Annotated in this window: 23 protein-coding genes; 5 read left to right on the top strand and 18 right to left on the bottom strand. The window is 72.3% G+C overall.

Annotated features, from left to right (window positions below; translation table 11 throughout):
- Positions 1–120: 120 nt before the first annotated feature.
- Positions 121–1530 carry a type I glutamate--ammonia ligase gene (glnA, locus tag ACFQ6S_RS16660; RefSeq protein ID WP_383409370.1) on the bottom strand — a complete coding sequence of 470 codons (1410 nt, stop codon included), beginning with the start codon at positions 1528–1530 and terminating at the stop codon, positions 121–123.
- Positions 1531–1729: 199 nt separating this feature from the next.
- On the opposite strand from glnA, the gene ACFQ6S_RS16655 reads away from it, so the two are divergent.
- Positions 1730–2197, top strand: a complete 468-nt coding sequence (locus ACFQ6S_RS16655; RefSeq protein WP_383409367.1) for an RDD family protein — start codon at positions 1730–1732, stop codon at positions 2195–2197.
- Between the two features lie 65 nt (positions 2198–2262).
- Here ACFQ6S_RS16655 and ACFQ6S_RS16650 read toward each other — a convergent pair whose 3' ends face one another.
- The 4 genes from ACFQ6S_RS16650 to lipB form a co-directional block, all read right to left on the bottom strand.
- A complete protein-coding gene (locus ACFQ6S_RS16650) occupies positions 2263–2964 on the bottom strand; it encodes a DUF4191 domain-containing protein (protein ID WP_383409364.1) in 702 nt (233 codons plus the stop codon).
- Between the two features lie 66 nt (positions 2965–3030).
- Entirely contained in the window at positions 3031–3231 is a 201-nt protein-coding gene (locus ACFQ6S_RS16645) for a hypothetical protein (protein ID WP_383409361.1), read from the bottom strand.
- A 258-nt stretch (positions 3232–3489) separates the two neighbouring features.
- Entirely contained in the window at positions 3490–4455 is a 966-nt protein-coding gene (lipA, locus tag ACFQ6S_RS16640) for a lipoyl synthase (RefSeq protein ID WP_383409359.1), read from the bottom strand.
- A gap of 95 nt (positions 4456–4550) precedes the next feature.
- Positions 4551–5351 (bottom strand): lipoyl(octanoyl) transferase LipB, encoded by an 801-nt coding sequence (lipB, locus tag ACFQ6S_RS16635; protein ID WP_383409356.1) that lies wholly within the window; start codon positions 5349–5351, stop codon positions 4551–4553.
- A 281-nt stretch (positions 5352–5632) separates the two neighbouring features.
- Here lipB and ACFQ6S_RS16630 point away from each other — a divergent pair, with 281 nt between their 5' ends.
- A complete protein-coding gene (locus ACFQ6S_RS16630; RefSeq protein WP_383409353.1) occupies positions 5633–7072 on the top strand; it encodes a regulator in 1440 nt (479 codons plus the stop codon).
- Between the two features lie 51 nt (positions 7073–7123).
- On the opposite strand, the gene ACFQ6S_RS16625 is transcribed toward ACFQ6S_RS16630, so the two are convergent.
- Together ACFQ6S_RS16625 and ACFQ6S_RS16620 are read right to left on the bottom strand one after the other, a co-directional pair.
- Entirely contained in the window at positions 7124–8500 is a 1377-nt protein-coding gene (locus tag ACFQ6S_RS16625) for an NAD(P)/FAD-dependent oxidoreductase (protein ID WP_383409350.1), read from the bottom strand.
- A 170-nt stretch (positions 8501–8670) separates the two neighbouring features.
- Complete coding sequence (locus ACFQ6S_RS16620; RefSeq protein WP_383409347.1) at positions 8671–9576, bottom strand: TIGR01777 family oxidoreductase; 906 nt, start codon at positions 9574–9576, stop codon at positions 8671–8673.
- A gap of 71 nt (positions 9577–9647) precedes the next feature.
- Between ACFQ6S_RS16620 and ACFQ6S_RS16615 the strand changes: the two genes are divergently transcribed.
- Positions 9648–10148: a GNAT family N-acetyltransferase gene (locus tag ACFQ6S_RS16615; RefSeq protein ID WP_383409345.1), complete on the top strand. Its 501-nt coding sequence runs from the start codon at positions 9648–9650 to the stop codon at positions 10146–10148.
- A gap of 20 nt (positions 10149–10168) precedes the next feature.
- Here the strand turns inward: ACFQ6S_RS16615 and ACFQ6S_RS16610 are convergent, their stop codons facing one another.
- Together ACFQ6S_RS16610 and ACFQ6S_RS16605 are read right to left on the bottom strand one after the other, a co-directional pair.
- The gene (locus ACFQ6S_RS16610) at positions 10169–11353 is read right to left on the bottom strand and encodes a MarP family serine protease (protein ID WP_383409343.1); all 1185 of its coding nucleotides are present in this window, start codon (positions 11351–11353) and stop codon (positions 10169–10171) included.
- Between the two features lie 475 nt (positions 11354–11828).
- Entirely contained in the window at positions 11829–12524 is a 696-nt protein-coding gene (locus ACFQ6S_RS16605) for a hypothetical protein (protein WP_383411324.1), read from the bottom strand.
- On the opposite strand from ACFQ6S_RS16605, the gene ACFQ6S_RS16600 reads away from it, so the two are divergent.
- Positions 12408–13151, top strand: coding sequence for a peptidoglycan recognition protein (locus ACFQ6S_RS16600; RefSeq protein WP_383411240.1), 744 nt, complete (start codon positions 12408–12410; stop codon positions 13149–13151). The genes ACFQ6S_RS16605 and ACFQ6S_RS16600 overlap by 117 nt on opposite strands.
- A 34-nt stretch (positions 13152–13185) precedes the next feature.
- Here ACFQ6S_RS16600 and ACFQ6S_RS16595 read toward each other — a convergent pair whose 3' ends face one another.
- Positions 13186–14325, bottom strand: coding sequence for a lipid II:glycine glycyltransferase FemX (locus ACFQ6S_RS16595; protein ID WP_383409341.1), 1140 nt, complete (start codon positions 14323–14325; stop codon positions 13186–13188).
- A 177-nt stretch (positions 14326–14502) separates the two neighbouring features.
- On the opposite strand from ACFQ6S_RS16595, the gene ACFQ6S_RS16590 reads away from it, so the two are divergent.
- Positions 14503–14697 carry a hypothetical protein gene (locus ACFQ6S_RS16590; protein ID WP_383409338.1) on the top strand — a complete coding sequence of 65 codons (195 nt, stop codon included), beginning with the start codon at positions 14503–14505 and terminating at the stop codon, positions 14695–14697.
- A gap of 26 nt (positions 14698–14723) precedes the next feature.
- On the opposite strand, the gene ACFQ6S_RS16585 is transcribed toward ACFQ6S_RS16590, so the two are convergent.
- From ACFQ6S_RS16585 to sucB, 8 genes are all read right to left on the bottom strand, one after another.
- Entirely contained in the window at positions 14724–15242 is a 519-nt protein-coding gene (locus ACFQ6S_RS16585; RefSeq protein ID WP_383411237.1) for a DUF4240 domain-containing protein, read from the bottom strand.
- Positions 15243–15346: 104 nt separating this feature from the next.
- Complete coding sequence (locus ACFQ6S_RS16580; protein ID WP_383409336.1) at positions 15347–16321, bottom strand: helix-turn-helix transcriptional regulator; 975 nt, start codon at positions 16319–16321, stop codon at positions 15347–15349.
- Between the two features lie 75 nt (positions 16322–16396).
- Complete coding sequence (gene aceE, locus ACFQ6S_RS16575) at positions 16397–19099, bottom strand: pyruvate dehydrogenase (acetyl-transferring), homodimeric type (RefSeq protein WP_383409334.1); 2703 nt, start codon at positions 19097–19099, stop codon at positions 16397–16399.
- Between the two features lie 266 nt (positions 19100–19365).
- Positions 19366–19794 carry a hypothetical protein gene (locus ACFQ6S_RS16570; RefSeq protein WP_383409331.1) on the bottom strand — a complete coding sequence of 143 codons (429 nt, stop codon included), beginning with the start codon at positions 19792–19794 and terminating at the stop codon, positions 19366–19368.
- Between the two features lie 159 nt (positions 19795–19953).
- Positions 19954–20085, bottom strand: a complete 132-nt coding sequence (locus tag ACFQ6S_RS16565) for a hypothetical protein (protein WP_383409329.1) — start codon at positions 20083–20085, stop codon at positions 19954–19956.
- Positions 20086–20142: 57 nt separating this feature from the next.
- Positions 20143–24825: an HAD-IC family P-type ATPase gene (locus tag ACFQ6S_RS16560; protein ID WP_383409326.1), complete on the bottom strand. Its 4683-nt coding sequence runs from the start codon at positions 24823–24825 to the stop codon at positions 20143–20145.
- Positions 24826–24996: 171 nt separating this feature from the next.
- Complete coding sequence (locus tag ACFQ6S_RS16555; RefSeq protein WP_383409323.1) at positions 24997–25629, bottom strand: GntR family transcriptional regulator; 633 nt, start codon at positions 25627–25629, stop codon at positions 24997–24999.
- A gap of 195 nt (positions 25630–25824) precedes the next feature.
- A partial coding sequence (gene sucB, locus ACFQ6S_RS16550; RefSeq protein WP_383409320.1) for a 2-oxoglutarate dehydrogenase, E2 component, dihydrolipoamide succinyltransferase occupies positions 25825–26952 on the bottom strand: 1128 nt, incomplete at its 5' end.

Genomic DNA, 26952 nt, shown 5'->3' with positions numbered 1-26952 from the left:
CCGCCCAGACCTCCCGCCCCCCCCTTTTTCTTCTCTCTGCAAGACGGAAGCCACCTCCTCTCCCCCCGCCGTCGGTCTGGGGGTGGGGCCGCGGGCGTATGCGCTTCGGTCAGGCGCCGATCACACGTCGAAGTAGAGCTCGAACTCGTGCGGGTGCGGACGCAGCTGCAGCGGCGCGATCTCGTTCGTGCGCTTGTAGTCGATCCACGTCTCGATCAGGTCCGGCGTGAAGACGTCGCCCTGGAGGAGGAACTCGTGGTCGGCCTCGAGGCGGTCGAGGACGGCCGGGAGGGAGGTCGGGACCTGGGCGACGCCCGCGTGCTCCTCGGGAGCCAGCTCGTAGAGGTCCTTGTCGATCGGCTCGGCCGGCTCGATCTTGTTCTTGATGCCGTCCAGGCCCGCGAGGAGCAGGGCCGAGAACGCCAGGTACGGGTTGCCGGAGGAGTCGGGCGCGCGGAACTCGACGCGCTTGGCCTTCGGGTTGGAACCCGTGATCGGGATACGCATCGCGGCCGAGCGGTTGCGCTGCGAGTACACCAGGTTGATCGGGGCCTCGAAGCCCGGCACCAGACGGTGGTACGAGTTCACCGTCGGGTTGGTGAAGGCGAGCAGCGACGGGGCGTGCTTGAGGATGCCGCCGATGTAGTAGCGGGCGGTGTCCGACAGGCCCGCGTAACCGGCCTCGTCGTAGAAGAGGGGCTGGCCGCCGGTCCACAGCGACTGGTGGACGTGCATGCCCGAGCCGTTGTCACCGAAGATCGGCTTCGGCATGAAGGTCGCGGTCTTGCCGTTGCGCCAGGCGACGTTCTTCACGATGTACTTGAAGAGCTGAAGGTCGTCCGCGGCGGCGAGCAGCGTGTTGAACTTGTAGTTGATCTCGGCCTGGCCGGCGGTGCCCACCTCGTGGTGCTGGCGCTCGACCTGCAGGCCGGAGGCGGCCAGCTCCAGGGAGATCTCCGCGCGCAGGTCGGCGAAGTGGTCGACCGGCGGGGCCGGGAAGTAACCGCCCTTGTAGCGAACCTTGTAACCGCGGTTGTCCTCCAGCGCGCCCGTGTTCCAGGCACCCGCCTCGGAGTCGATGTGGTAGTACGCCTCGTTCTCGGCGGTCTTGAAGCGCACGCTGTCGAAGACGTAGAACTCGGCCTCGGGGCCGAAGTACGCGGTGTCGGCGATACCGGTGGAGGCGAGGTAGGCCTCGGCCTTCTTCGCCACGTTCCGCGGGTCACGGGAGTACTGCTCGCCCGTGATCGGGTCGTGGATGAAGAAGTTGATGTTGACCGTCTTGTCGCGGCGGAAGGGGTCGACGCGCGCGGTGGACAGGTCGGCGCGGAGCGCCATGTCGGACTCGTGGATGGCCTGGAAGCCCCGGATCGAGGAGCCGTCGAACGCGAGCTCCTCGGCCGGGTCGAAGGCCGTGGCCGGGATCGTGAAGTGCTGCATCACACCCGGCAGGTCGCAGAAGCGGACGTCGACGAACTTGACGTCCTCGTCCGCGATGAACTTCTTGGCCTCGTCAGCGTTCTGGAACATCCAGCTCCTCCTACTCCCGGCCCGTCCGCGCCGGGGTGGTAGTTCGTTCGTGCGGCCAGTGCGGTGGCACACGCTGACCTAGACCCTAGGGACGGGTGATTTCTCGGGCGTGACCCATTTGTTTCACACACGTTAACCGGACATCCCGTACCTCACCCCACCTGTCCACATCGCAAAACGGGCACAGTACCGTGGTCGCGTGGACAAGAGGCAAGCAATCGGATCCTGGCTCTCCGGCCCCCGCGCGGCCGCCGAGGAAGCCGGTGTCGAGTTCGGATACCGGGGTCAGCAGCTCGGCCTTCCGGAGGAGGGGCCGGGCTCCATCGCCCGCCCGGGACGGCGGCTCGGAGCACTCGCCGTGGACTGGGGCATCTGCGTCTTGATCGCATACGGTCTCATCACCGACGGCTACGGCCAGGCGACCAGCAACTGGGCCCTGCTGCTGTTCTTCGTCATGGGCGTCCTGACCGTCGGCACGGTCGGCTTCACCCCGGGCAAGCGCCTCTTCGGCCTGCGCGTGGTCTCCCTGGACACCGGCACGGTCAACCCCCTGCGCGCCCTGCTGCGCACGGCCCTGCTGTGCGTCGCCGTCCCGGCCCTGATCTGGGACCGCGACGGCCGCGGGCTGCACGACCGGCTGGCGCGGACCGTGGAAGTGCGCATCTAGCGGACGTACGACGAAGGGGGCGCCCGGAGTGTGATCCGGGCGCCCCCTTTCTCGTACAAGGGAGGTCAGCGGGCCTTCGGCCCGCCCTTCGGCAGCTTCATGCCCCTCGGCATGGGCCCCTTCGGCAACGGCATGTTGCTCATCAGGTCGCCCATGGCCTTCAGCCGGTCGTTGGTGGCGGTCACCTGGGGGCCGGTCAGCACGCGGGGCAGCTTCAGCATGGTGGTCCGCAGCTTCTTCAGCTCGACCTGGCCCTCACCGACGCCGACGATCAGATCGTGCACCGGCACGTCCGCGACGATGCGGTTCATCTTCTTCTTCTCCGCGGCCAGCAGGCTCTTCACCCGGTTCGGGTTGCCCTCCGCGACCAGCACGATGCCGGCCTTGCCGACGGCCCGGTGGACCACGTCCTGGCTGCGGTTCATCGCCACCGCGGGGGTCGTGTTCCAGCCCCGGCCGATGTTGTCCAGCACGGCCGCTGCGGCGCCCGGCTGGCCCTCCATCTGCCCGAAGGCCGCCCGCTCGGCCCGGCGCCCGAACACGATCGCCGACGCGAGGAAGGCGAGCAGCAGGCCCAGGATGCCGAGATAGATGGGGTGACCGATCAAGAAACCGATCGCGAGGAAGACACCGAAGGTGACGATTCCGACAGCCGCGAGTACAAGACCGATCTTCTTGTCGGCCTTGCGGGTCATCTTGTAGGTCAGAGCGATCTGCTTGAGTCGCCCGGGGTTCGCAGCGTCCGCTGCCGTGTCCTTCCTCGCCATGCCACGCAGTCTACGTGGCCTCGGGAGCGCCGACGACGGCAGTGTCCCGGCGGAGCACGGACGGGGTCAGGGGCGGACGGAGGTGGCCTGGTCCAGGACGCGCTGCGCCTCGACCCGGTCCTTGGCGCGACGGCGGTCCTCCAGTACGGACGTCCAGGCGTTGCGACGGGCGGTGCGCTGGCCGCTGCTCATCAGCAGCGACTCGACGGCACGGAGTGCAGTGGTGAACGACGGAATGGCGGTGGCGCGAACCGGCGCGGCCTGCATGGTGGAGGTCCCCCCTCGGGATTGGCGGCTTCGGTGAGTGGTGCACGGGGTGTACAACCAGGGTCACTGATTGGTGTTACCAGGGCGTGACCGACCGGTCAAACACCAATGAAGCCTTAATGCGCCGCCCGAAAAGCTTGACGCGGCCCTGATGGGCCCCCTAGCTGCGGGGACTTCCAGGACCGCGTCAACGGGTCTCTACTGCGAGGACAGTTGCTTGTGCGCGGATTCACATGAGTGCGGTGGCACTCCGTGCCATCAGACCGCCTGCGAGGCGACGTAGCTGCCTCGCTTCTCGATGGCCATCTGGTAGAGCCGGCCCGCCCGGTAGGAGGAGCGCACCAGCGGCCCGGACATCACGCCCGAGAAGCCGATCTGCTCGGCCTCCTCCTTCAGCTCCACGAACTCATGCGGCTTGACCCAGCGCTCCACGGGGTGGTGCCGGACGCTCGGGCGCAGGTACTGCGTGATGGTGACCAGTTCGCAGCCCGCTTCGTGCAGCTGCCGCAGCGCCTCGCTGACCTCCTCGCGGGTCTCGCCCATGCCGAGGATCAGGTTGGACTTGGTGACCAGGCCGTAGTCCCGGGCGTCGGTGATGACCTTCAGGGAGCGCTCGTAGCGGAAGCCCGGACGGATCCGCTTGAAGATCCGCGGCACCGTCTCGACGTTGTGCGCGAAGACCTCGGGGCGGGAGGCGAAGACCTCCGCCAGCAGCTCCGGTACGGCGTTGAAGTCCGGGGCGAGCAGCTCGACCTTGGTGTGGCCGCCCTCGCGGCCGGCGGTCTGCTCGTGGATCTGGCGGACCGTCTCGGCGTACAGCCAGGCGCCGCCGTCGGGCAGGTCGTCGCGGGCCACGCCGGTGATGGTGGCGTAGTTCAGGTCCATGGTGACCACGGACTCGCCGACGCGGCGCGGCTCGTCACGGTCGAGCGCCTCGGGCTTGCCGGTGTCGATCTGGCAGAAGTCGCAGCGCCGGGTGCACTGGTCGCCGCCGATGAGGAAGGTCGCCTCGCGGTCCTCCCAGCACTCGTAGATGTTCGGGCAGCCGGCTTCCTGGCAGACCGTGTGCAGGCCCTCGCTCTTCACGAGGCTCTGCATCTTCGTGTACTCGGGGCCCATTTTCGCCCGGGTCTTGATCCACTCGGGCTTGCGCTCGATGGGGGTCTGGCTGTTGCGGACCTCCAGGCGCAGCATCTTGCGTCCGTCGGGTGCGACTGCGGACACGACCGGCTCCCTAGCGATTGATTCTTCGGCGCCCTCAAGGGTACGCCCGTGGATTTGAATGCCTGGCGTGGGTGTTAGCCCCTCCACCGGCTCGTTTATGCCGCAGGCGCCTTCTCGATCTCGCGCGGCTTCAGTTCCGCGTTCTCCAGTACGTCCTTCAGGTGCCGCTCCACGATGGGCAGCACCTCGTCGATCGTGACGTCCCGGCCGAGCTCGGCGGCGATCGAGGCGACGCCCGCGTCGCGGATCCCGCACGGGATGATCCGGTCGAACCACTTGTTGTCCGGGTTCACGTTCAGCGCGAAGCCGTGCATGGTCACGCCCTTGGCGACCCGGATCCCGATCGCCGCGATCTTGCGGTCCTCGCGGCGCTGGCCGGCGTTCGACGGGGCGTACTCGGGGCCGTTCAGACGCGGGTCGAACTCCTCGTCGGTGAGACGGGGGTCGAAGTCCAGGGCCAGACCGCCGAGGGCGGGGCGCTGCTCGACCGGGTCGCCGAGCACCCAGACCCCGCTGCGGCCCTCGACCCGCGTGGTCTCCAGGCCGAACTCCGCGCAGGTGCGGATCAGGGCCTCCTCCAGCCGCCGTACGTGCGCCACGACGTCCACCGGGCGCGGCAGCTTCTGGATGGGGTAGCCGACCAGCTGACCCGGGCCGTGCCAGGTGATCTTGCCGCCGCGGTCCACGTCGATGACCGGCGTGCCGTCCAGGGGCCGTTCGTTGTCCGCCGTGCGCCGGCCCGCCGTATACACCGGCGGGTGTTCGAGCAGCAGGACCGTGTCGGGGATCTCGTCCTCGAACCGCGCCGCGTGCACCCGGCGCTGCTCGTCCCACGCCTGCTGGTACTCGACGGCGTCCGCGCCGAATCCGACACGGACGAACCGCAACTCACTCACGGCAAGCGCCTCCCTGGAAGCAGCCTTGAAGTCGTAAGGCACAAAGCGTGCCTACGCCACTGTACGACCGGGTCGTTCGAGTGCGGTCTCGCGGCCCGCGTCAGCCCGGTAGGGCAATCCTCACACGATCGGATGAATAGGCGGCGTAATGTGCGATCGACTGCTTACTCTCCGCTACATTCGCGCCGTTCGAGAGGCCAAAAGGGCAGCTCACCGGCAATCCGGGCACTCGGCCGCCGTATGGCTTTGCGAGGCCCGAAAGGCAGGAGACCGCACCGCAGATGACGGAACGACCCGCGCAGCGCACTCCCAACCGCCAGCTCGCCGCGCTCATCGCAGAAGCGGGATTCTCCAACGCGGGTCTCGCCCGCCGGGTGGACCAGCTCGGCCTCGAACACGGGCTTGATCTCAGATACGACAAGACATCCGTCACCCGCTGGCTGCGCGGGCAGCAGCCGCGCGGTACCACCCCCGCCCTCATCGCCGAGGTCTTCACGCGCCGCCTCGGCCGTCGGCTCAGCGCCCAGGACCTCGGGCTCGACGCCTGTGCGCCCGTGTACGCGGGGCTGGAGTTCGCCGCGACTCCGGAGGAGGCCGTCGACATCGTCAGCGGCCTGTGGCGCAAGGACTCCGGCAGCCATGCCGAGCTCCGCAAGATCGCCTTCACCCCGGCCGGGCTCGTCGTGCCCAGCCGGGACTGGCTGATCGGCCGGGCCGACGAGAAGGTCGCCCGCGGGGAACAGCTGGCCCGCATCCCGGTCCAGGGCCGTCCGGCGGCGGTGCCCCGCCAGCGCAACCAGGCCGAACGCGGCCCCGGCCAGAAGGTCACCGGCGGCGACATCGCCGCGCTGCGCTCGGTCGGCGAACTGTTCCGCTCCCTCGACGACATGTACGGCGGCGGCCACGCCCGGCAGGCGCTGGTGCGGTATCTGGAGCACGAGTGCGAGCCGATGCTGCGCGGCACCTACGGCGAGCAGACCGGCCGCCGCCTGTTCGCCGCCGCCGCCGACCTGACGAGGCTCGCGGGCTGGACCTCGTACGACATCGCGGCGCACGGGCTCGCGCAGCGCTACTTCGTGCAGTCGCTGCGCCTCGCCCAGGCGGCCGGAGACCGGCCCTACGGCTCCTACGTCCTCGTCACGATGAGCCGTCAGGCCGTCTACCTCGGGCACGGCCGTGAGGCCGTCCAGCTGGCGCGGGTGGCCCAGCAGGGGGTGGGCACGGGCGCGCCGCCGGTGGTGCAGGCGCTGCTGCACGCCTGCGAGGCGCGCGGGCACGGCGTACTGGGCGAGGTGCGCGCCTGCACGGCGTCGCTCGTGCGGGCCGAACGCGCCCTCGAGGCCGCCCGCCCCGGCGACGACGTCCCGTACTGGGCGCGCTTCTTCGACGAGGCTCAGCTCGCCGACGAATTCGGCCACTGCCACCGGGATCTTCAGCAGTTCCGGGCAGCGGCCCAGCACGCCGAACGCTCCCTGCAGCTGCGCGCCCCCTCCTACGCGCGAAGCCGCCTGTTCTGCCGCGTGGTCCTCGCCTCCGCCCGGCTGGGACTCGGGGAACTCGACCAGGCGTGTTCCCTGGGGGCCGAGGCAGCCGGTCAGGCTGCGGAGATGCGGTCCGTGCGGGCGATCGAGTACGTCAAGGACTTCGAGCGAAGGCTAGAGCCCTATCGGGACGCGGCACCGGTGAGGGGGTACCGGGACAAGGTCGCGGCGCTGTTGTAAGGGGCACAGCCCCGCGCCCCTTTGGGGGGTGCGGGGCCGTCTCGTGCTGACTCAGGCCGCTGCACGTAAGGGCTCGGCCCTGTGCAGCGAACCCGCCGACCCGAGGTCCGTCAGGATCGCCGCCGCCGCGCGGTGGGCCGAGTGCAGGGCGCCCTGGACCGTGCTCGTGTCGCGGTGGTCGCCGCAGACGTACAGGCCGGCCAGCAGGCGCACCGGACGGCGCAGGTCGTGGGGTGCGCGCATCGCCGGGACGGCCTCCGGGGTGTGCTGCACGGCGAGCGTCTCCCAGCGGGTCGTGGAGGTGCCGTAGAGGCGGGACAGGTGCATCCGTACCGCCGTGTCGATGTCGGGCGGCGGTGCGCCCAGGACCGTCGAGGAGACCAGGGCCCGGCCCGCGGGTGCGCGGCTCGGGTCGACCTGGCTGATCACCGCCGTGTGCGCGACCGGGCCGCCCCGGTCGGCGTCGAGCAGGAGCGAGGCGCCGGTCGCCGGAGGTTCGTCGGTGGTGTGGTGGACGACCGTCACCGGGTGGAAGTCCGGCACGCGCAGGCCCGGCAGCAGTTCGGCGGCGGTGCGCGCGTCCGTGGCCACCAGGACGGCCCGGCAGCGTATCTCGCCGTGCTCCGCGGTGGTCACGGACGTCGTGGCGACCGACGTGACCCGTACCCCGGTGTGCACGGTCCCCGGCGGCAGCGCCCGCGCGAGCAGCTCCGGCAGCGCCTCGGCGCCGCCCTCGGGCACGCACAACCGCCCGCTGGCGAAGGCGCGCAGTGCGAGGTCCGCGCATCGGCTGGACGTCGTCAGCTCCGGATCGCACAGCAGCGCGGCCAGCAGCGGTCGCAGGAAGCCGTCGATCGTGCGCGCGGGAAGTCCGCGTGCCGCGAGGGCCTGTGCGGCCGGCGCCTCCGGCCGGGCCAGCAGCCGTTCGACGGGGGAGGAGGCGAAGCGGGCGAGCGCCGCGCCGAGCCGGGCCTGGTCGACGGCGGTGCCCAGCGGAGCGCCCGCGCGGACCCTGGGGACCTGCCCCGGAACGCCCCGCACGGACGTGTTCCGAGGGGCGCTCGCCAGGGCGCGTACCGCGTGCAGTGCGCCCCTCGCGCGCCTGGCGCCCATCGCGCTCGGTACCGCGCCCGCGCGTTGCCGGCGTCCGTCGCTGTGCAGCAGGACACCCGGCGCGAAGGGGCGCAGCGCCAGGTTGTCGAGGCCGGGAGTCAGGCGTAGTTCGGGATACGAAGTCGACAGGAGTTGACCGATCCTGTCGAGCCGGAACCCGTCGACCTTCTCGGTCGACATACGGCCGCCCGGGTAAGGGGCGGCCTCCAGGACTGCGGTCGTTACTCCTGCGCTGGTCAGTCGGTGCGCCGCGGAGAGTCCGGCGACCCCGGCTCCCACGATGACGACGTCCGCCTGGTACGCGGGCTCAAGCACGTGCCCCTCCTCGAGGTTGCGCGGCCGGTGGAGACGTCATGCCCCCAACAGGCTCCGGGGATACCCGAGTTCGGGACGAGGTTAGGGCCGTGATCGGTCAGGAACAGTCGCGCATCGACAGAGCACGGTCGCACAGCGGTCGCATACGGACTCCCGTGCTCGGTCGGTGATTACCGGGCGACCGCCCGGATCGCCCCCTCGATCTCCGGGAACGCGAAGGTGAACCCCGACTCCAACAGGCGCGCGGGCAGCACCCGTTGGCTGCCCAGGACATCCCCGGCCATTTCGCCGAGCACCGTCCGCAGCACCGGCGCGGGAACCTGGAACAGCGTCGGCCGGTGCAGTACCCGGCCCATCGCCTCGGTGATCTCACGGTTCGTCAGCGGCTGCGGGGCGGTCACATTGAACGCGCCCGACAGGTCGTCCCGGTCGATCAGATGCCGGATGGCGGCCACCTCGTCATGCAGCGCCACGAAGGACCAGTACTGCCGCCCGTCCCCCATCCGCCCGCCGAGGCCCGCCTTGAACAGCGGGAACAGCCGTCCCCAGGCTCCGCCGTCGCGGGCCACCACCAGCCCCGTGCGCGGGAACACGGTCCGTACGCCCGCCTCGCGCGCCGGCGCCGCCGCGCCCTCCCACTCGACGACCAGCGAGGGCAAGAAGCCCTCCCCGGCCGGGGCGCTCTCGTCGACGGCCCGCTCGCCGGTCTCGCCGTAGTAGCCGATCGCACTGCCGTTGACGAAGACCCGCGGCCGCTGCTCGGGCGCCAGCGACGCCATGGCCTCGGCGAGGGCCGTCGTGCCCAGCACCCGGCCGCACCGCAGCTTCGCCTTGTACGCCTCCGTCCAGCGGCGTGAACCCACATTCGCCCCCGCCAGATTGACCACCACGTCGCACCCGGCGAGCCCCGCCGCGTCCACGGACCCGCCCTCCGGGTCCCACCGCACCTCGTCCTTGGACCTCGGCGCACGGCGCACCAGCCGCACCACTTCGTGCCCGTCGGCGGTCAGGGACCGCACCAGGGCGCCACCGATGAGGCCGGAGGCACCGGCCACCACGATTCTTGAATGTTCCATGAAATCCATCCTGCCCGTGACCGGATAAGAGCCCGGTTGGCATCCCTTCCCCCAGACGTAGGGTGGCGCTCATGCCCGCACCGCACCAGCCGCCGAACATACGTATCGCCCTGCCCGACGACGACGAGGAGTTGTCACTCCTCGACCGCCGCACGTGGTCGCCTCTGCACGCGGTCACGCCGCCCCCGCAGCCGCCCTACGCGCCGTTCTTCGGCGAGCGCCACGCTCCCGGTGACCATCTCGTCGCGGAACTCGACCGCCGTATCGTCGGCTACATCCGGCTGGCCCTTCCCACCCCGCTGGCCTCCAACGCGCATGTCCGGCAGATCCAGGGGTTCGCCGTCGCCGACGAGGCCCGGGGCCGGGGCGTCGGGCGGGCGCTGATCCGCGCGGTCGTCGAGGAGGCCCGCCGCAGGGGAGCGCGCCGTCTCACCCTGCGCGTCCTCGGGCACAACACACCTGCCCGCAAGCTGTACGAGGCCGAGGGGTTCGTGGTGGAAGGGGTGCTCCCGGAGGAGTTCTTCCTGGACGGCCGGTACGTGGACGACGTGGTGATGGGGCGTCGGCTGTGAGCGGGTGAGGGCGACGCGCCCTACGACGTGACCAGATCTCCCGTGTCCACGGGTGCCGTCGAGTTCGCCGCGCGCTCGGCGTCGGCGGCGACCTCGGCCGCCGTCAGGACGTAGCCGGTCTCGTCGTCGGAGGTGGAGCGGGCGAAGACGACGCCGAACACCTTGCCGTCGGTGGTCAGCAGCGGGCCGCCGGAGTTGCCGGGGCGGACGGTGGAGCGGATCGAGTAGATCTCGCGGGTGACGGTGTCGTCGTTGTAGATGTTCTGGCCCGTGGCCCTTACGCGGTTCGCGACCGTCGCCGCCTGGAGGTTCAGGTCGCCGTCCTCCGGGTAGCCCGCCACGACCGCCGAGTCGCCGCGGGTGGCGTCGTCGTCGAACCGCAGGACGGGGGCGCGCAGCTCAGGGACATACAGCACGGCGACGTCCCGTGCCGGGTCGAAGAGCACCACCCGCGACTCGTACGACCGCCCGACGCCGCCGATCCGGACGCCGGGGTCGTCGATGCCGGCCACCACATGGGCGTTGGTCATCACATGCTCCGGGGCGTAGACGAAGCCGCTGCCCTCGCGGCCCTGGGTGCCCGAGGAGCCCTCGATCTTGACGGTGCTGAGCTTGGCGGCGTTGGTCGCGGCCGCCGTGACGCTGTCGCCGGAGGGCTTGGCGACCTCGGCGGTCGACTCGTTCTCGAACGGGTTGAAGACCTGCGGGAAGCCCGCCTCGGTGAGCGCGGAGGTGGCACGGGAGAACCAGGCCGGGGTCGTGTCCGGCATGGCGTCCTGCACGGTGCCGAGGAGCCGGGAGTCCCTGATCGCCGCGGTGAGCACCGGGGAGGAGGACGCGGCGAGGACACTGGCCGCCACCCAGGCCACGATCAGCACGGCCACCGAGTTGGCCACGGCCCCGCCGATCCCGTCGGCCACCCTGAGCGGCCCGCGGTCCAGCTCCCGGCGCAGCCGCAGCGCCAGCCGCCCCGCCAGCTCGTGCACCACCACGGCCGGGATCAGCACCGTGAGCACCGCGGTGACCGTCGCCCCCGTCGTGCCCGGCGTGACCAGGTCCATCATCCACGGCAGGATCCATACGCCGATCACCGCGCCGCCCACGAAGCCGGCGAGCGAGACGCAGCCGGCGACCAGTCCACGGCGGTAGCCGGACGCCGCGTAGGCCAGGATCACCAGCAACAGCAGGATGTCGAGCAGGTCCACTGAGCCGCCTTTCTCTCGGACCCCTTAGTACGCGCGTGCGGCGCCCGTTGATCAGCACACACGCCCGCGTCGCCGGGAACCGGCCACGCTCCGTGCACCAGGAGAAACGCCCCGGACCGGGACGATGGTTCCACTGCGTGTGACACCACACATCGCGGGCGGACGGGATCCGTCGGACAGTAGGACCATGCGTGTCTTCCGACGGGTCACCCGAAGGGTCTTCCGGCCACCACGGGGGAGACGAAGACCTCGTGCCGTACGAATACCGTGGGCTGCGCGGATGTGGGGAGTGGGATGGGGTGCGCAGCTTGGTGCCGCACGGGCTGAAGCGGTGGGGGGCGATGCCGCGCGGGGAGTGGGGGAGGAGCAGGAACAGGCTGAGCAGGCGCTGGAGGGGGTGGGCGCGGCCGGAGCCGGGCGCGCGGTGGGACACGCCGAGGAACAGGAACGGCCGGTCCCGCAAGCACCGCAGCCCTCATCGGATCGGCCGTCTCGTGCGCGGCAGGGGTCTGATGCCCGTGAGTCGTCTCATGCCCAGCTGGGGTCTGATGCCTCTCCGCCGTCCGCTGCCCGGCGGTCGCCCCACGTCCGGCAGCCCTCCCGCGGCGATCGGCAGGACCCGATCCGGGGGTCCGCCGGTGACCGGCAGCTCCCGTACGCCCAGCGGAAGTCCCGAACCCGGCGGCGGCTTCGAGCCGAGCGGCAGGACGCGGTCCGGCGGTCGGCCGGGGGCCAGGAGCCGGCCGACGTCCAGCGGGCATCTCACGCCCGGCGCACGTCCCGAATCCGGTCGCGGCTTCGAGCCGAGCGGCGGGACCGGGGCCGGCGGCCGTCCGGGGCCCGGCAGCCAGCCGATGCCCGGCAGCAGTCCCGAATCCGGCGGCTGCTCCCGTACGAGCGCCATGACCGGCGGCAGTTCCGGGCCGGGAGCCGGGGGCGAGTCGGGGCGCAGGGGCGCGACCGGCAGCGGACCCGGACCTGGTGGCAGCGCCGCCTCGGGCAGCAAGGCCGGATCTGGTTGCGGCCCCGCCCCGGGGACCGCCTCCCCGCCGGGCTGGTCGTGGTGCTCGCCTGTCTTCCCGGGCTCGCCGCCCTGCTCGCGCTGGTGCTCTGTGCGCGCGGGGTCGAGCAGGGTGCGGACGTGGCCGAGCGGCCCGTCGCGGCTCGGCATGCGGCGGCGTATCAGGCGGCCCGGCCGCACATCGTGCCGAGGACGGCCTGGCTGACGGACGCAGCCCGGAGGGCACAGCCGCCCCCGCGCTACGACGACAAGGTCATCGCCGTGTTCGTGCATCACACCGACTCGCCCAACGGGTACGACTGCGCCGACGTGCCCCGCATCATCCGGGACGTGTACACGGGCCAGACCGGCTCCCGCGACTGGGACGACATCGGCTACAACTTCCTGGTGGACCGCTGCGGCACCATCTACGAGGGCCGCGCGGGCGGCATCGACCGTGCCGTCACCGGCGCCCACACCCAGGGCTTCAACCACCGCACCACCGGTATCGCGGCCCTGGGCACCTTCACGGCCGGCGTGCCCGTGCCCAAGGCGATGACCGACGCGATAGCCGCGATCACCGCGTGGAAGCTGGGGCTCTCGGGCACGGACCCCCGCGCGACGGTCCGGCTGACCTCCAGCAACAGCCAGAGCCGCTACTCCGCCGGCACCAGCGCCATGCTCCCCGCCGTCGCCGGCCACAACGTGGGCTACATGACCAGCTGCCCCGGCGCGGCCCTCACCGCCCGCATCCCGGAGATCAGGGAGACGGCCGCCCGTCTGCAGGGCAGGCCCTGAGCACCGGCCCGGTTCAGTCCCCTGCCCTCGCGCCTCATCTGCGCCCCAGATAAACCCCCACCGCCCGCTGCAGCGCCTTCCCCTGGCTCCCCACCGGTCGCTCCCACTCCCCGAGGTACTCCACGGCCCTGCCCCCGGCCCCCGTCTTGAACAGGAGCCGGCCGAGCAGCCGGTCCTCGGTGAGGGTCGGGGTGATGGAGCGCAGGTCGTACGTCCGTGCCCTCGACTGCCGGGCGTCCCCCAGCATCCGCCACAACAGCGCGCTGCTGGGCCGCAGTTCCCGCCCCCGGCGGCCGGACGCGGCGTACGAGTGCCAGACCCGGGAGCCCACGCTGATCATGAGCGCGGCGGAGAGCACCTCGCCGTCGTACTCGGCGACGTAGAGCCGGAGCCGGTCCTCGTCCACGGAGTTCAGGGCCGCCCACATGCGCTGGAAGTAGCTCAGCGGGCGGGCCCGGAAGCCGTCGCGTTCGGCGGTCGCGGTGTACAGGCGGTAGAACTCCGGCAGGTCGGCGGCCGTGGCCCAGGACACATGCACGCCCGCCCGCTCGGCGGTCCGCAGGGACTGCTCCCAGCGCGGCGCGAGGGCGTCACGCAACTCGTCCATCGAGCGCTCCGCGAGCGGCACCTGGCAGCCGTAGCGCGGCTGACCGAGACCGAAGCCCCCGCCGTTGCCCTCCGCGCACCGTCGCCACCCGAGCCGTCCCAGCCGCTCCGCGACGTCCAGCGCGTGTCCGTCGAGGCCGTCCGCGGGCAGATCGTGCAGATTGCGTACGTCGGGGTCGGCGACGCCCGCCGCGACCGTGTCCGCCTCCCAGTGGCGTACGACCAGGGGCGGTCCGATCCGGACCGAGAACGCCCCGCGCCGCTCCACATGGGCGACGAGGGCGTCCAGCCAGCGGTCCACCCGCGGCGCCCGCCAGTCGATCCCCGGCCCGTCGGGGAGGTAGGCGAGGCAGCGCCGGGTGCCGGGCAGCGGGCGGTACAGAACCAGCGCCGACGCGATCAGGACCTCACCTGCGGGCCCGTCCTCGAACCAGCCGACGCTCTCCGACCGCCAGTCGGGCTTCACATCGCCCCACTCGGGAATCTGGAGATGGCTCGCGTCGGGGTACAGCCGCAGATGGGCCAGATGGTCCTCGCGTGTGATCTCCCGTACGTACGGGCTGGTCATGGGCTGGATGCTCCTGTTCGGGGCGGCCACCGTAAGCCGGAGATCACGCAACGGGTCAAGAGACGGAGAGTGAACCTTCCCGGAAGACCCCTCACAGGTTTCTCGTAGCCGGCTCAAGGGCCGCCCCGAGACAGCCTCCCTATGGTCATGGACACGTACCGACCGGAGGTGGGGATCATGAGCGGCAACAACAGCGGCAGGCGTGTCTGGACGGTCGTCTGCGCGGTCGCGACCGTCGTCCTGGGGCCGGCCGCCGTCACGGCCTCCGCGCTGGACCAGGCCAACGAGGCACCGATGCACCACGCGGTGCGGGCCGAGCAGACGCAGGCGTACATCCCGTCGGACCCGGGCCGCAGGCGGGTCGTGGCCTGACGTCCGGGCCGGCCCGGTGCGCGGCCTCAGTCCTTGAACCGCTCCCACAGGCGGGGGAAGCGGTCCGCCAGGGCCCGTTCGTTCTCGAAGTCGACCGGGGTGCCCTCGGGTTCCGGGGGCGCGGGCGGGATCCCGAGGTCGGGGGCGACCGTGCCGGTGAGCTGTTCGTAGGCCTCGTCCGCGGCGTAGCCGAGCTCCTCGGCGTCCCCGTCGAACTCCTCGTCGAAGTCGTCCAGCAGGTCGGCCAGCGAGTCGGGGTCGTGCACCCCGCCCTCGTACACCTCGCGGCCCTGCCCGATCAGCCAGCACCGGAAGAAGTCGAACGCGTCGTCGCTGGCCCCGTCCAGCAGGACCGAGGCGGCGCCCCACAGATCCCAGGTGTACGCGCGGTTGTAGCGGGCCTCGAAGTGACGGGCGAAGTCGAGCACCGCGTCCGGGTCCAGTTGCAGAAGCCGGTCCACCAGCAGGTCGGCCTGCTCCTCGGGGTCACCCTCGGCACCTTCACGGGCGCCGTCCACCAGCTCCCAGAACTCGGTCTCGTCCATCACGGGTCAAGCATCGGCCCTGGGCGGGTGGGGCGCACGTGGAGTGTGGCGGATTGTTATCGGCGACGGCCCAAGAACCGCCGACGCTCACCCCCCCCGGCCGCTCACCCGCGGTACAGCGCGGCCAGCCGTATCGCATCGCCGGCGAACCGCTCCCTCAGCTCCCGCGGCGCCAGCACCTCCACCTCCGGTCCGAGCGCCGAGAGCTGGGTGTGGGCGACCTCTTCGGACTCCACCGGGAGCGTCAGCGTCACCCAGCCCTGCTCGTCCGGGGCACCCGCCGACTCCAGCGCCTCCCGCGCGGACTGCGGATCGACGGTGTACGGAAGTCTGCGTACCCCGCCCGGGGACACCCGCACCATGACCTCGGCCCGCAGCAGGGACCGCGCGAACTGCTCGGCCCGTTCCTCCCAGAAGCCCGGCAGATCGAACTCCCCGTCCCGCTCGAACCGCTCGTCACCGGTGTCCACGGCGGTGAACCGGTCGATCCGGTACACCCGGTACGTGCCGTGCCCCGCCACGCGGGCGCACAGATACCAGACCCCCGCCTTCAGCACGAGCCCGTACGGCTCCAGCTCCCGCTCGACCTCGCTCTCCCCGCGCCGGTAGCGGGCCACGATCCGCCGGTCGTCCCACACCGCGTCCGCGACGGCCGGCAGCAGCTCGGGGGTCTTGGGTTCCTTGAACCAGTTCGGGGCGTCCAGATGGAACCGCTGGGTCGCCGTACGGGAGGCGTCGCGGAGGGAGGGCATCAGTGCGGCGGACACCTTCAAACGGGCGGCGGACGCGGCGTCCTCCAGCCCCATCTCCCGCAGCGCGCCCGGAACACCGCTGAGGAACAGCGCCTCGGCCTCGCTCCGCCCGAGCCCCGTCAGCCTGGTCCGATACCCGCCGATGAGCCGGTACCCACCGGCCCGCCCCCGGTCCGCGTACACCGGAACCCCCGCTTCCGACAACGCCTGCGCGTCCCGCGTGACCGTCCGCTCGGACACCTCCAGCTCCCGCGCCAGCTCGGCAGCGGTCATGGAGGGCCGGGACTGGAGCAACAGCACCATCTTGATCAGCCGGGCAGCGCGCATACGGCCATGATGCCGGGGGTCACTGACAACGAAGGGGTACGGCGGCCGCCGTACCCCTTCACCGAGCGTCAGCTCCTACAGCCCGTACTTCTCCCGGGCCTCCTTGACCGCCGTGGCCTTGACCTCGCCGCGCTTGGCGAGCTGGGCCAGGGCCGCGACGACGATGGACTGGGCGTCGACGCCGAAGTGACGGCGAGCCGCCTCGCGGGTGTCGGAGAGGCCGAAGCCGTCGGCGCCGAGGGAGGAGTAGTCCTGCTCGACCCACTGCGCGATCTGGTCCGGGACCTGACGCATGTAGTCGGAGACCGCGAGGACCGGGCCCTCGGCCCCGTGCAGTGCCTGACGGACATAGGGGATCCGCTCCTCGCCGCGCAGCAGCGCCGCGTCCGCCTCCAGGGCGTCCCGGCGCAGCTCCGTCCAGGACGTCGCCGACCAGACGTCGGCGGCCACGCCCCACTCCTCGGCGAGCAGCCGCTGCGCCTGGAGCGTCCAGTGGATCGCCGTGCCGGAGCCGAGCAGCTGGATGCGCGGGGCGTTCGCGACCGGGGACAGGCCCGCCGACTCCGCCGTGTTGAAGCGGTACAGACCCTTGAGGATGCCCTCGTCGACCCCGGCCACGGCCGGCTTCGCGGGCTGCGGCATCGGCTCGTTGTAGACGGTCAGGTAGTAGAAGACGTTCGGATCCTCGTCCGGCGCCGCCTCGCCGTACATCCGGCGCAGACCGTCCTTGACGATGGCCGCGACCTCGTACGCGAACGCCGGGTCGTAGGTCAGCGCCGCCGGGTTGGTCGCCGCGATCACCGGCGAGTGACCATCGGCGTGCTGCAGGCCCTCGCCCGTCAGGGTCGTACGGCCGGCCGTCGCGCCGACGAGGAAGCCGCGGCCGAGCTGGTCGCCGAGCTGCCACATCTGGTCGGCGGTGCGCTGCCAGCCGAACATCGAGTAGAAGATGTAGAACGGGATCATCGCCTCGCCGTGGGTGGCGTACGCGGTGGACGCGGCGATGAAGTCGGCCATCGAACCGGCCTCGGTGATCCCCTCGTTGAGGATCTGGCCGTTCTTGGCCTCCTTGTAGTACATCAGCTGGTCGCGGTCGACCGGCTCGTACGTCTGGCCCTTGGGGGAGTAGATGCCGAGCGAGGGGAACAGCGACTCCATGCCGAAGGTGCGCGCCTCGTCGGGGACGATCGGCACCCAGCGCTTGCCCGACTCCTTGTCGCGGACCAGGTCCTTGACCAGGCGGACGAAGGCCATGGTGGTGGCCACGTTCTGGGAGCCGGAGCCCTTGTCGAAGGAGGCGAAGGCCTTCTCGGCGGGGGCGGGCAGCGGGGCGAGCGCGTGCGTACGGCGGGCCGGGGCCGGGCCGCCGAGGGCCGCGCGGCGCTCCTGGAGGTAGCGGACCTCGGGGGAGTCGGCGCCGGGGTGGCCGTAGGGGACCACCCCGTCGACGAACTGCGCGTCGGAGATCGGCAGCTCCAGCAGGTCACGCATGTTCTTGAACTCGTCCACCGTCAGCTTCTTCATCTGGTGGTTGGCGTTCTTGGACGCGAAGCCCTCGCCGAGCGTGAAGCCCTTGACCGTCTGGGCCAGGATGACCGTGGGCGCGCCCTTGAACTCCACCGCCGCCTTGTAGGCCGCGTACACCTTGCGGGCCTCGTGGCCGCCGCGGGAGAGGTGGAAGCACTCGAGGATCTTGTCGTCGCTCAGCAGCTTCGCCATCTCGGCGAGCGCCGGGTCCTTGCCGAAGAAGTCCTCGCGGATGTAGGCGGCGTCGCGGGTCTGGTACGTCTGCACCTGCGCGTCGGGTACCTCGCGCAGGCGGCGTACGAGCGCGCCGGTGGTGTCGAGCTGGAACAGCTCGTCCCACGCCGAGCCCCACAGCGACTTGACGACGTTCCAGCCGGCGCCGCGGAACTGGGCCTCCAGCTCCTGCACGATCTTGAAGTTCGCGCGGACCGGGCCGTCGAGGCGCTGCAGGTTGCAGTTGATGACGAAGGTCAGGTTGTCCAGACCCTCGCGGGAGGCGAGTGCGAGCGCGGCCGTGGACTCCGGCTCGTCCATCTCGCCGTCACCGAGGAAGGCCCAGACGTGCGAGTCGGAGACGTCCTTGATGCCGCGCGCCGTCAGATAGCGGTTGAAGCGCGCCTGGTAGATCGCCGACAGCGGGCCGAGGCCCATGGACACCGTCGGGAACTCCCACAGCCAGGGCAGGCGGCGGGGGTGCGGGTACGACGGGAGGCCGTTGCCGCCGGCTTCCTGGCGGAAGTTGTCCAGGTGCTGCTCGTTCAGGCGGCCGTCGAGGAAGGCGCGGGCGTAGATGCCGGGGGAGGCGTGGCCCTGGATGTAGAGCTGGTCGCCGGACCCGTCGGCCTCCTTGCCCTTGAAGAAGTGGTTGAAGCCGGTCTCGTAGAGCCACGCGGCGGAGGCGAAGGTGGCGATGTGGCCGCCGACGCCGTGTTTCGAGCCACGGGTCACCATCGCGGCCGCGTTCCAGCGGTTCCACGCGGTGATCCGGCGCTCCATCGCCTCGTCACCGGGCACGGACGGCTCGGCGGAGGTCGGGATGGTGTTGACGTAGTCGGTCTCGAGGAGCTTGGGCAGCGCGATGCCGTTGCCCTCGGCACGCTCCAGCGTGCGGCGCATCAGGTACGCGGCACGGTGCGGCCCGGCCGCCTTGGTGACGGCGTCCAGGGAGGCCTGCCATTCGGCGGTCTCCTCGGGGTCGCGGTCCGGGAGCTGGTCGAGCTCGCTCGGCTGGATGGCGTTGGGGTCGGTCATGTCGCCGCCTTCCTCAGTCGAAGGGGGTTCCCTCATCGTCAAGGGTTCGGGGGTGCCCTTTGTCTTTGGCAGGACAGGGCGGAGGCCTCGGTGCTGTGACACCATGCGGCTCCCGCCGCGTGGCCCGTCGGCGACTGTAACTCGCTGATCGATGATCGATCAAAGGTTGGCGGGCTAAAAAGTGCCCATAGCAAGAAATTGGCATCCGGTGCCGGGGTATCAGGCACGCCGTGCCGCGTTTCCCTGCTCACCTGAGTTGCGACCGGCTAGCTTGTGGCGGGCCGAGGGCTCTGCCCGGCCTCGTCGTGCTCCCGGTCCATGCGCTCGTGCTGCCGGCGGTGGCGGTCGGACTGCTCGCGGGTGATCACCTCGGTGGCCGCGCCGACGGCGAACGCGACCGGCCACGCCATGGCGCCGGCGATGGTCATGCCCCCGAGAACTCCGTAGAAGGCCAGCCTGCGCGGGGTGGGGAGCGCGGCGGTGGCCGTGGCCGCGGCCGTCGACGCCACCGAGGACGTGGCCTTTCGGGCGCCGGTGAACATGTCGCCCGGCGTCACGTAGGGGATGGGAACCCGGGGGTGCGCGGTGTGCAGATGCACCACCTTGCCGCCGGTCCGCCTCTGCCCGGCCTGGTCCCCGGCCCCGGTCGGGGCGGGCTGCTGTGCTTGCTGGGTCTGCGGCTCTGGGGAAGTCATCGCCGTCCTCCCCTGCTGGAGGCTTGGATGCGGGGTCTTCCCAGCCGCCTTCCATGGCGCCACTCGGCTAAACCCGACCCGAACGGACAATCCGCTCAGATCGATGCAAGGCCGGTGCAAGGCCGGTGCAAGGCCGGTGCGGGGCCGGTGCAGGGCCGGTCAGGCGTGGGCGGCCGCCGGGCGCCCGCTCATGGCGAACGTCTTCCAGAGCTGGATGGCCAGGCGCACCAGGACGGCCTCGAGGAGGGCGACCGCCACCTGGGTCAGAATCGTGCTGAGGATGTGCGGCATGATCAGCCGCCTTTCGTGTGCGTGGTACTCGGTACGACTCCTTTGTCCGGCCCGATGTCATCCGGCGGACTGCACCCGGGTGTCCTCGAGGTGAACTTTCCCCAGCGTGTCGACTGCGCCTCTGGCCACCGCGGGCACCAGCACCGACCCCGCCGCCGTCGCCAGCGCGATCGTCCAGCCCACCGGCCCGAGCGGCCGGCTGCCGAAGAAGTGGCTGAGCCCCGGCACGGTCACGACCACGCCCAGCACCCCCAGCGAGCCCACCACGGCGGCGGCGACCACCGGATCGCGGCCCGCGTCCTGGAGTGTCTGGAACAACTGTGACGTCACCAGGGCGACCAGGGCGACGGTGTCCGCGTGCCCCCGGGTGCCGGTCGCCCGGGCGGCGATCCAGGCGGTGCCGGCGGCGACCGTGGTGACCGTGGCGCGCAGCCGGATGTGCCGGGTCAGGGCCTGGCCGAGCGAGGCCTCCGGGCCCTCGGCGAGCAGCTGGTCGCGGTGGGCGGCGGGCGGCCGGGCCGCGATGGCCATGGCGGGCAGCATGTCGGTGAGCAGATTGACCAGCAGCAGCTGGCGGGCGTTCAGCGCACTGCGCCCGGTGAGCAGCGTCGTCGCCAGGGTGAACGCGATCTCCCCCAGATTGCCGCCGAGCAGGATGCCCAGCGCCTTGCGCACCGACGCCCACATGGCCCGCCCCTCGACGAACGCGTCGACGATGGTCTCGATCCGGTCGTCGGTGACGACCATGTCGGCGGCGGCGCGGGCCGCGGGCGTCGCCCGTGAGCCCAGGGCGATGCCGACGTCGGCGATCCGGATGGCGGGCGCGTCGTTGGCGCCGTCGCCGGTGACGGCGACGATCCGGCCGGCCGCACGCAGCGCGCTGACGATCCGGACCTTGTGCGCCGGGGTGGTCCGCGCGAACACGGTGATGTCCGGCAGCGTCCTGGCCAGCGCCGCGTCGTCGAGGGCGTCCAGCTCCGCCCCCGTCATCAGACGCGGCTCCTCCTCGGGCCGCAGCTCCCGGGCGATCGCGGCGGCGGTGCTCGGATGGTCCCCGGTGACCATGACGATGCGCACCCCGGCCCGCGACAGCCGGTCCACGCTCTCCGCGGCGGTGGCCCGCACCGGGTCCGCCAGCCCCAGCAGGCCCAGCAGACACAGCCCGTCGACGCTCTCGTCGTCCAGCTCGGTGCCGTCCTGCGGCGCACCCTCGGGCAGCACGCGCTCGGCGACCGCGAGCACCCTGAGCCCCCGTCTGGCCAGCCGGTCCACCTCCGTCTCCGTGTCCGCGCGCAGTCCCTCGTCGAACAACTCGGTGGCGTCCCCCCGGCGCACACGGTCACAGCGCGCCAGTACGACCTCCGGCGCGCCCTTGACGACGATCCGCGCCTCGCCGTCCGACCGCCCCCGCACGGCGTGAAAGCCACGCCCCGGCTCGAACGGCAGCTCCGCGATGCGCTCCCAGGTGTCCGTGCCGAGCCCGGCGGCCCGGGCCGGGGCGGCGCCCAGCAGTTCGGCCCCGGCCGCGATCGCCCGGTCGGTGGGATGGGCGAGGCCCGCCGCCGCGCCCGGCGGTCCGGCCAGGGCGGCCGTGGCGACGATGCGTCGCAGGGCCGGCGTCAGCCGGTCGGGCGCACCGCGCTCCACGCCGTCGGAGACCTGCTGAAGGCTGATCCGCCCCTCGGTGAGGGTGCCGGTCTTGTCGAAGCACAGCACGTCGGTGCGGCCCAGCGCCTCGATGGTGGAGGCGCTGCGCACCAGGGTGTCGCGCGTGGACAGCCGGCGGGCCGCCGCGAGCTCCGCGACCGTGGCGACGAACGGCAGCCCCTCCGGCACGGCCGCCACACACAGGCTGACCGCGGAGCCGAGGGCGGCCCCCAATGGCCGTCTGCGCAGCATGTCGACGGCGAACAGGACCACGCCCGCGCCGACGGACAGCGGCAGGAACCAGCGGCCCAGCGCCTTCAGCCGCCGCTCCACCCCGCTCTCCGGCGGCCCGTCCTCGGCACCGGTCCCGCCCGCGCTGCCCGCCTCGGTGGCGGTGCCGGTGGCGACGACCACACCGAGCGCATGACCGGCCGCCACCGTCGTGCCCTCGTAGAGCATCGAGCTACGGTCCGCGACCGCCCGGGCCGAGGTCGGCGCCGCCGTCTTCGTGACGGGCAGCGACTCGCCGGTCAGGCTGGACTCGTCCACCTCCAGGCCCTGCGCCCGCACCACCCGGCAGTCCGCCGGCACCGAGTCCCCGGCCCGCAGCTCGATCACATCGCCGCGCACCAGATGCTCACCGGCCGTCTCCATCGGCTCCGCCCGGCCGGGCCTGAACACCCGCACCCGTACCGAAGTGGCCTCCACGAGCCGCTCCGCCGCGTCATCGGCCTGCTGTCGCTGCACCCCGCCGACCAGCGCGTCCACGCCGAGCACCCCGCCGATCAGCACGGCGTCCAGCACGGAGCCGAGCGCCGCCGAGATACCGCCGCCGACCGCGAGGATCGGGGTGAGCGGGTTGGCCAGCTCCTCGGCGACCCGGCCGATCAGGGTGACGGCGCCGTCGTGGTGGTCGCCCTCCTCGAACTGCCGGCGGCGCGCGGCCTCGGCCTCGTCCAGGCCCCGGGACGACGTGCCGAGCCGGGCCATCACCTGACGTACCGCCATCGCGTGCCAGGGCGTGTGCGCGGTGGCGGCCGGGGCCGGCCGGCCGTGCAGCCGCCACCCCGCCCAGAAGCCCGCCGAGACGCCGGCGACCGTCACCCCGTCGGCCACCAGACGGGCCCGCTCCCAGGCCCGCGGCCGGGGCACCAGCAGCGCGAGCGCCGAGCCCGCCACGGCTCCGGCGCCCTCCAGCCGCGCGCACAGCCGGCTGATCCGCCGGGCCTCCGGCAGGGCCGTCAGCAGCAGATGGACGACATCGGGCGGGGCGGCGACATCGGCGTCCCAGGGCACGTGCCGGGGGTCCGAGATCGACCCCAGGCCCAGGTCCGCGCGGACCAGGGCGCGCCGGGTCCGTGCCGAGACCACGGCGACCCCGTGCCCCTCCGCCTGCAGGGTCCGCACCAGGGCGGCCGTACGCCGGTGGCCGGTGGGCACGGCCTCCTCGAGCCCGAACCGGAGATGCAGCCCGGGCGGCCCGCCCACCAGCCGGACCCGGCCGCACTCCTGGGCCGCGCGCACCAAGTGGTGGGCAAGCGGATGCAGTTGGGGCACCAGAGCGGCCACGGCCACCGGCGTGCCCTGCCGCAGCACGAGCACGACCCGCGCCCCCCGCTCGCCCCACTGCCGGGCCTGCGCGGCCATGTCCGGTGGCAGCGGCACGCCATCGGAGGCGGAGTCGTCGAAGGGCCGCAACTCCCAGCCGTCCCGCGACCGCGGCTCGGAGGCGCCGACGCCACGCCGTGGGCGCCTGACGGCCGCCCCCTCCGCCTCGATCAGCTCGTGGATGCGTACGTGGATCTCGTCGTCGTCCGGCCCGACGTCCGGCCCCTGGCCCGGCCCGCCGTCCGCCGCACCACCGCTGTGCCCGGCAACGTCCTCGGGTTTCCTGCTCTCCGGGATGGCACCGGGTGACGGCAGGCGCAGGACGCCCTCGAGCGTCCAGTCGCGGCCGGCCAGCACTCGGGCGTCGAGGACCACGGTGTCGATCCGGTCCAGCCGCCGCAGCACCTCCGGCCGCAGCACCAGCGCGCCCCGGTCGGACACGGCCCGGCCCACCGAGGAGGCGAACGCCTCGCGGCCGGACTGGGGTCCGCGCGGCGTCCCCGAGATCAGCAGGGCCAGCCCCCGGTCATGGCTGAACGTGCCGAGCGTGGTCAGCGCGTACGCCGCGAGCGACACCGGCGCCGCCACGTTCGCGTACCGGTCGCCCGGGGCCGGCGGCAGCTGAGCGGGGCGCTCATGGGCCGGCACCGCGTCGTGGCGATACGTTCCCTCGTGCACGGCCAGCCTGTCCGCCCACTTCTCCCAGGCAGTGCGCCGGGCCCGCACCTCCGTGTACCGGGCGGCGGCCAGCACGGCGGTCACCGTGGCGCCGAGCGGCCGGAAGCTGAACGTCGTCGCCAGCAGGTTCGCCACGGTGAAGCCGCGCTCCGTGGCCGTCTCGCCGATCCGGCGGGCGAGGCCCTCGCGCACCGGCGGGGTGGACTCCGCGAACTGGATCGCCGACAGCACCAGCGGATGCAGTTCGCGCAGCCGCAGCGCGTCGCCCACCGCCGCGACCCCCACGGCCAGCACCCCCGCCCCGAGCCGCACGGCCGCACCGACCTGTGCCCCCGAAGCCCCCGGGTAGCCGACCGTGGGCCGCCCCCGGTCCACACCGCCCTCGCGCGGGGCGCCTTCACGCCCCGCCACCCCCTCCTCATCGGCGGCATCGGCCGCCGCGACCATGCCCGCCACGCTCTCCAGGTCGGTCTCCGGCCCGCAGCCGACGTACACACAGCCCAGCGTGCCGTTCACCTCGGCGCGGCTCACCCCCGGCAGCCGGCGCAGTGCCGCTTCCAGACCGCGGGTCGCGGAGACCGTGCCGGGCCGGCCCAGCCGCCGCAGCTCGATCTGCACGCCTCCGGAGGTGGGCCACAGACCGGGCGTACGAGGCCGCACCAGCGGTCCGATCACCGGCAGCACGGCGGGGACGGCGCTCAGATGCCGCGCCGCGGTCCGTACCGCCGAGGCCGTCGACACCACCGCGTTCAGCGTCGAGGGCAGCACGGATCCGGGAAGAACGGAGGAGAGCTGTGTCCAGATCACGCGGCCTCCACCTCGGCGACGGGCGTCGTGGTGCCGCCTCGGAGGGAGACACGGCTCCCACCAGTATTGATGCGCCCCAACAGCCCCGCTCGTCACAGCCGCTCAGGCTGGGCCGGGTGGACGACCCCCCGGCGCGGACTCAGCGCGAGCCCTGCGCGGACCGAGCCCGGTCTACTCGCCCTCGTGCCGCGGCGCGCACCCGAGCACATGCGCCTTGACGATCTCGGCGATCCGGGGGTCCTGGCGCTGGAACGCGGCCACCAGCTCCTCGTGCTCCTCCGCGTACGACTGCTGCACGGTGCCCAGCCACCGGATGGACAGCGCCGTGAACACCTCGATGCCGAGGCCCTCCCAGGTGTGCAGCAGCACGGAGTTGCCCGCCGCGCGGACCAGTTCCCGGTGGAAGGCGACCGTGTGCCGCACCTGGGCCGTGCCGTCGGCCATGCGGTCGGCCTCGTAGAGGGCGCTGACATGGGGTTCGAGGGCCGAGCAGTCCTCGGCGAGGCGGGCGGCCGCGAGCTCGGCGGCGATGGCCTCGAGACCGGCCCGGACCGGGTAGCTCTCCTCCAGGTCGGCGGCCGTCAGATTCCGTACGCGTACGCCCTTGTTGGGCGCGGACTCGATCAGCCGCAGCGACTCCAGCTCGCGCAGGGCCTCGCGCACGGGCGTCTGGCTGACCTCCAGCTCGGTCGCGATCCGCCGCTCCACGATCCGCTCGCCCGGCTGCCAGCGACCGCTGATGATCCCCTCCAGGATGTGCTCGCGGATCTGTTCGCGCAGCGAGTGGATGACGGGGGCGGTCATGAGTGCTCCTTAGGGAGGGGCCCACAGGCCCCCGGGGGCGTTTTGACGTTTAGACAATACGGCCGGGACGCCACGCGGGAGGGGCGCACGGGGGCGCTTTTGCGCAGGTGAGACGAGACTTACATACCCACATGGCAGTGCCCCCGTCCGGAAGCTTCCGGACGGGGGCACCGAAGAGCCGTACCCAGGAGGGTGTTACAGGCCGAGCTCGACCTCGAACTCGCCCGCCTCCAGGATCGCCTTGACCGCCGTCAGGTAACGGGCCGCGTCGGCGCCGTCCACCAGACGGTGGTCGTAGGAGAGGGTCAGGTACGTCATGTCGCGGACGCCGATGACCGTGCCCTCCTCGGTCTCGATGACCGCCGGGCGCTTGACCGTGGCACCGATACCGAGGATCGCGACCTGGCCCGGCGGCACGATGATCGTGTCGAAGAGCGCACCGCGCGAACCGGTGTTGGAGATGGTGAAGGTCGCGCCGGACAGCTCGTCGGGCGTGATCTTGTTGGCGCGGACCTTGCCCGCCAGGTCGGCCGTGGCCTTGGCGATGCCGGCGATGTTGAGGTCGCCCGCGTGCTTGATGACCGGGGTCATCAGGCCCTTCTCGGAGTCCACCGCGATACCGATGCTCTCGGTGTCGAAGTAGGTGATCGTGCCCTCGGCCTCGTTGATCTTGGCGTTGACGGGAGCGTGCGCCTTCAGCGCCTGGGCCGCGGCCCTGACGAAGAACGGCATCGGGGAGAGCTTGACGCCTTCGCGGGCGGCGAAGGAGTCCTTCGCCCGGGCGCGCAGCTTCATCAGGCGCGTGACGTCGACCTCGACGACCGAGGACAGCTGCGCCTGCTCGTGCAGCGCCTTGACCATGTTGTCGCCGATGACCTTGCGGATGCGCGGCATCTTGACGGTCTGGCCACGGAGGGGAGAGGCCTCCAGGGACGGCGCCTTCTTGGCAGCGGCGGCGGCCGGGGCGGCAGCGGCGGGAGCCGGAGCAGCGGCGGCGGCCTTCGCGGCCTCGGCGGCGGCGATGACGTCCTGCTTGCGGATACGGCCGCCGACGCCGGTGCCCTTGACGGACGCCAGGTCGACACCGTGCTCGGCGGCGAGCTTGCGCACCAGCGGGGTGACGTAGGCGCCCTCGTCGGTCGGCTGGGCGGCGGCCGGAGCGGCCGGAGCCGGGGTGACCGGGGCCGGAGCGGCCAGCGCGGGAGCCGGGGCGGCGGGGGCCACCGGAGCCGGAGCGGCAGCGGCGGGCGCGGCCGGGGCGGCCGGAGCCGCGGGCGCGGCCGGGGCGGCCGGAGCCGGGGCAGCGGGGGCGGGGGCCGGGGC

Source organism: Streptomyces sp. NPDC056479 (assembly GCF_042795335.1).
Classification (GTDB): Bacteria; Actinomycetota; Actinomycetes; order Streptomycetales; family Streptomycetaceae; genus Streptomyces.
This window is presented reverse-complemented; position numbering and strand designations above follow the sequence as displayed.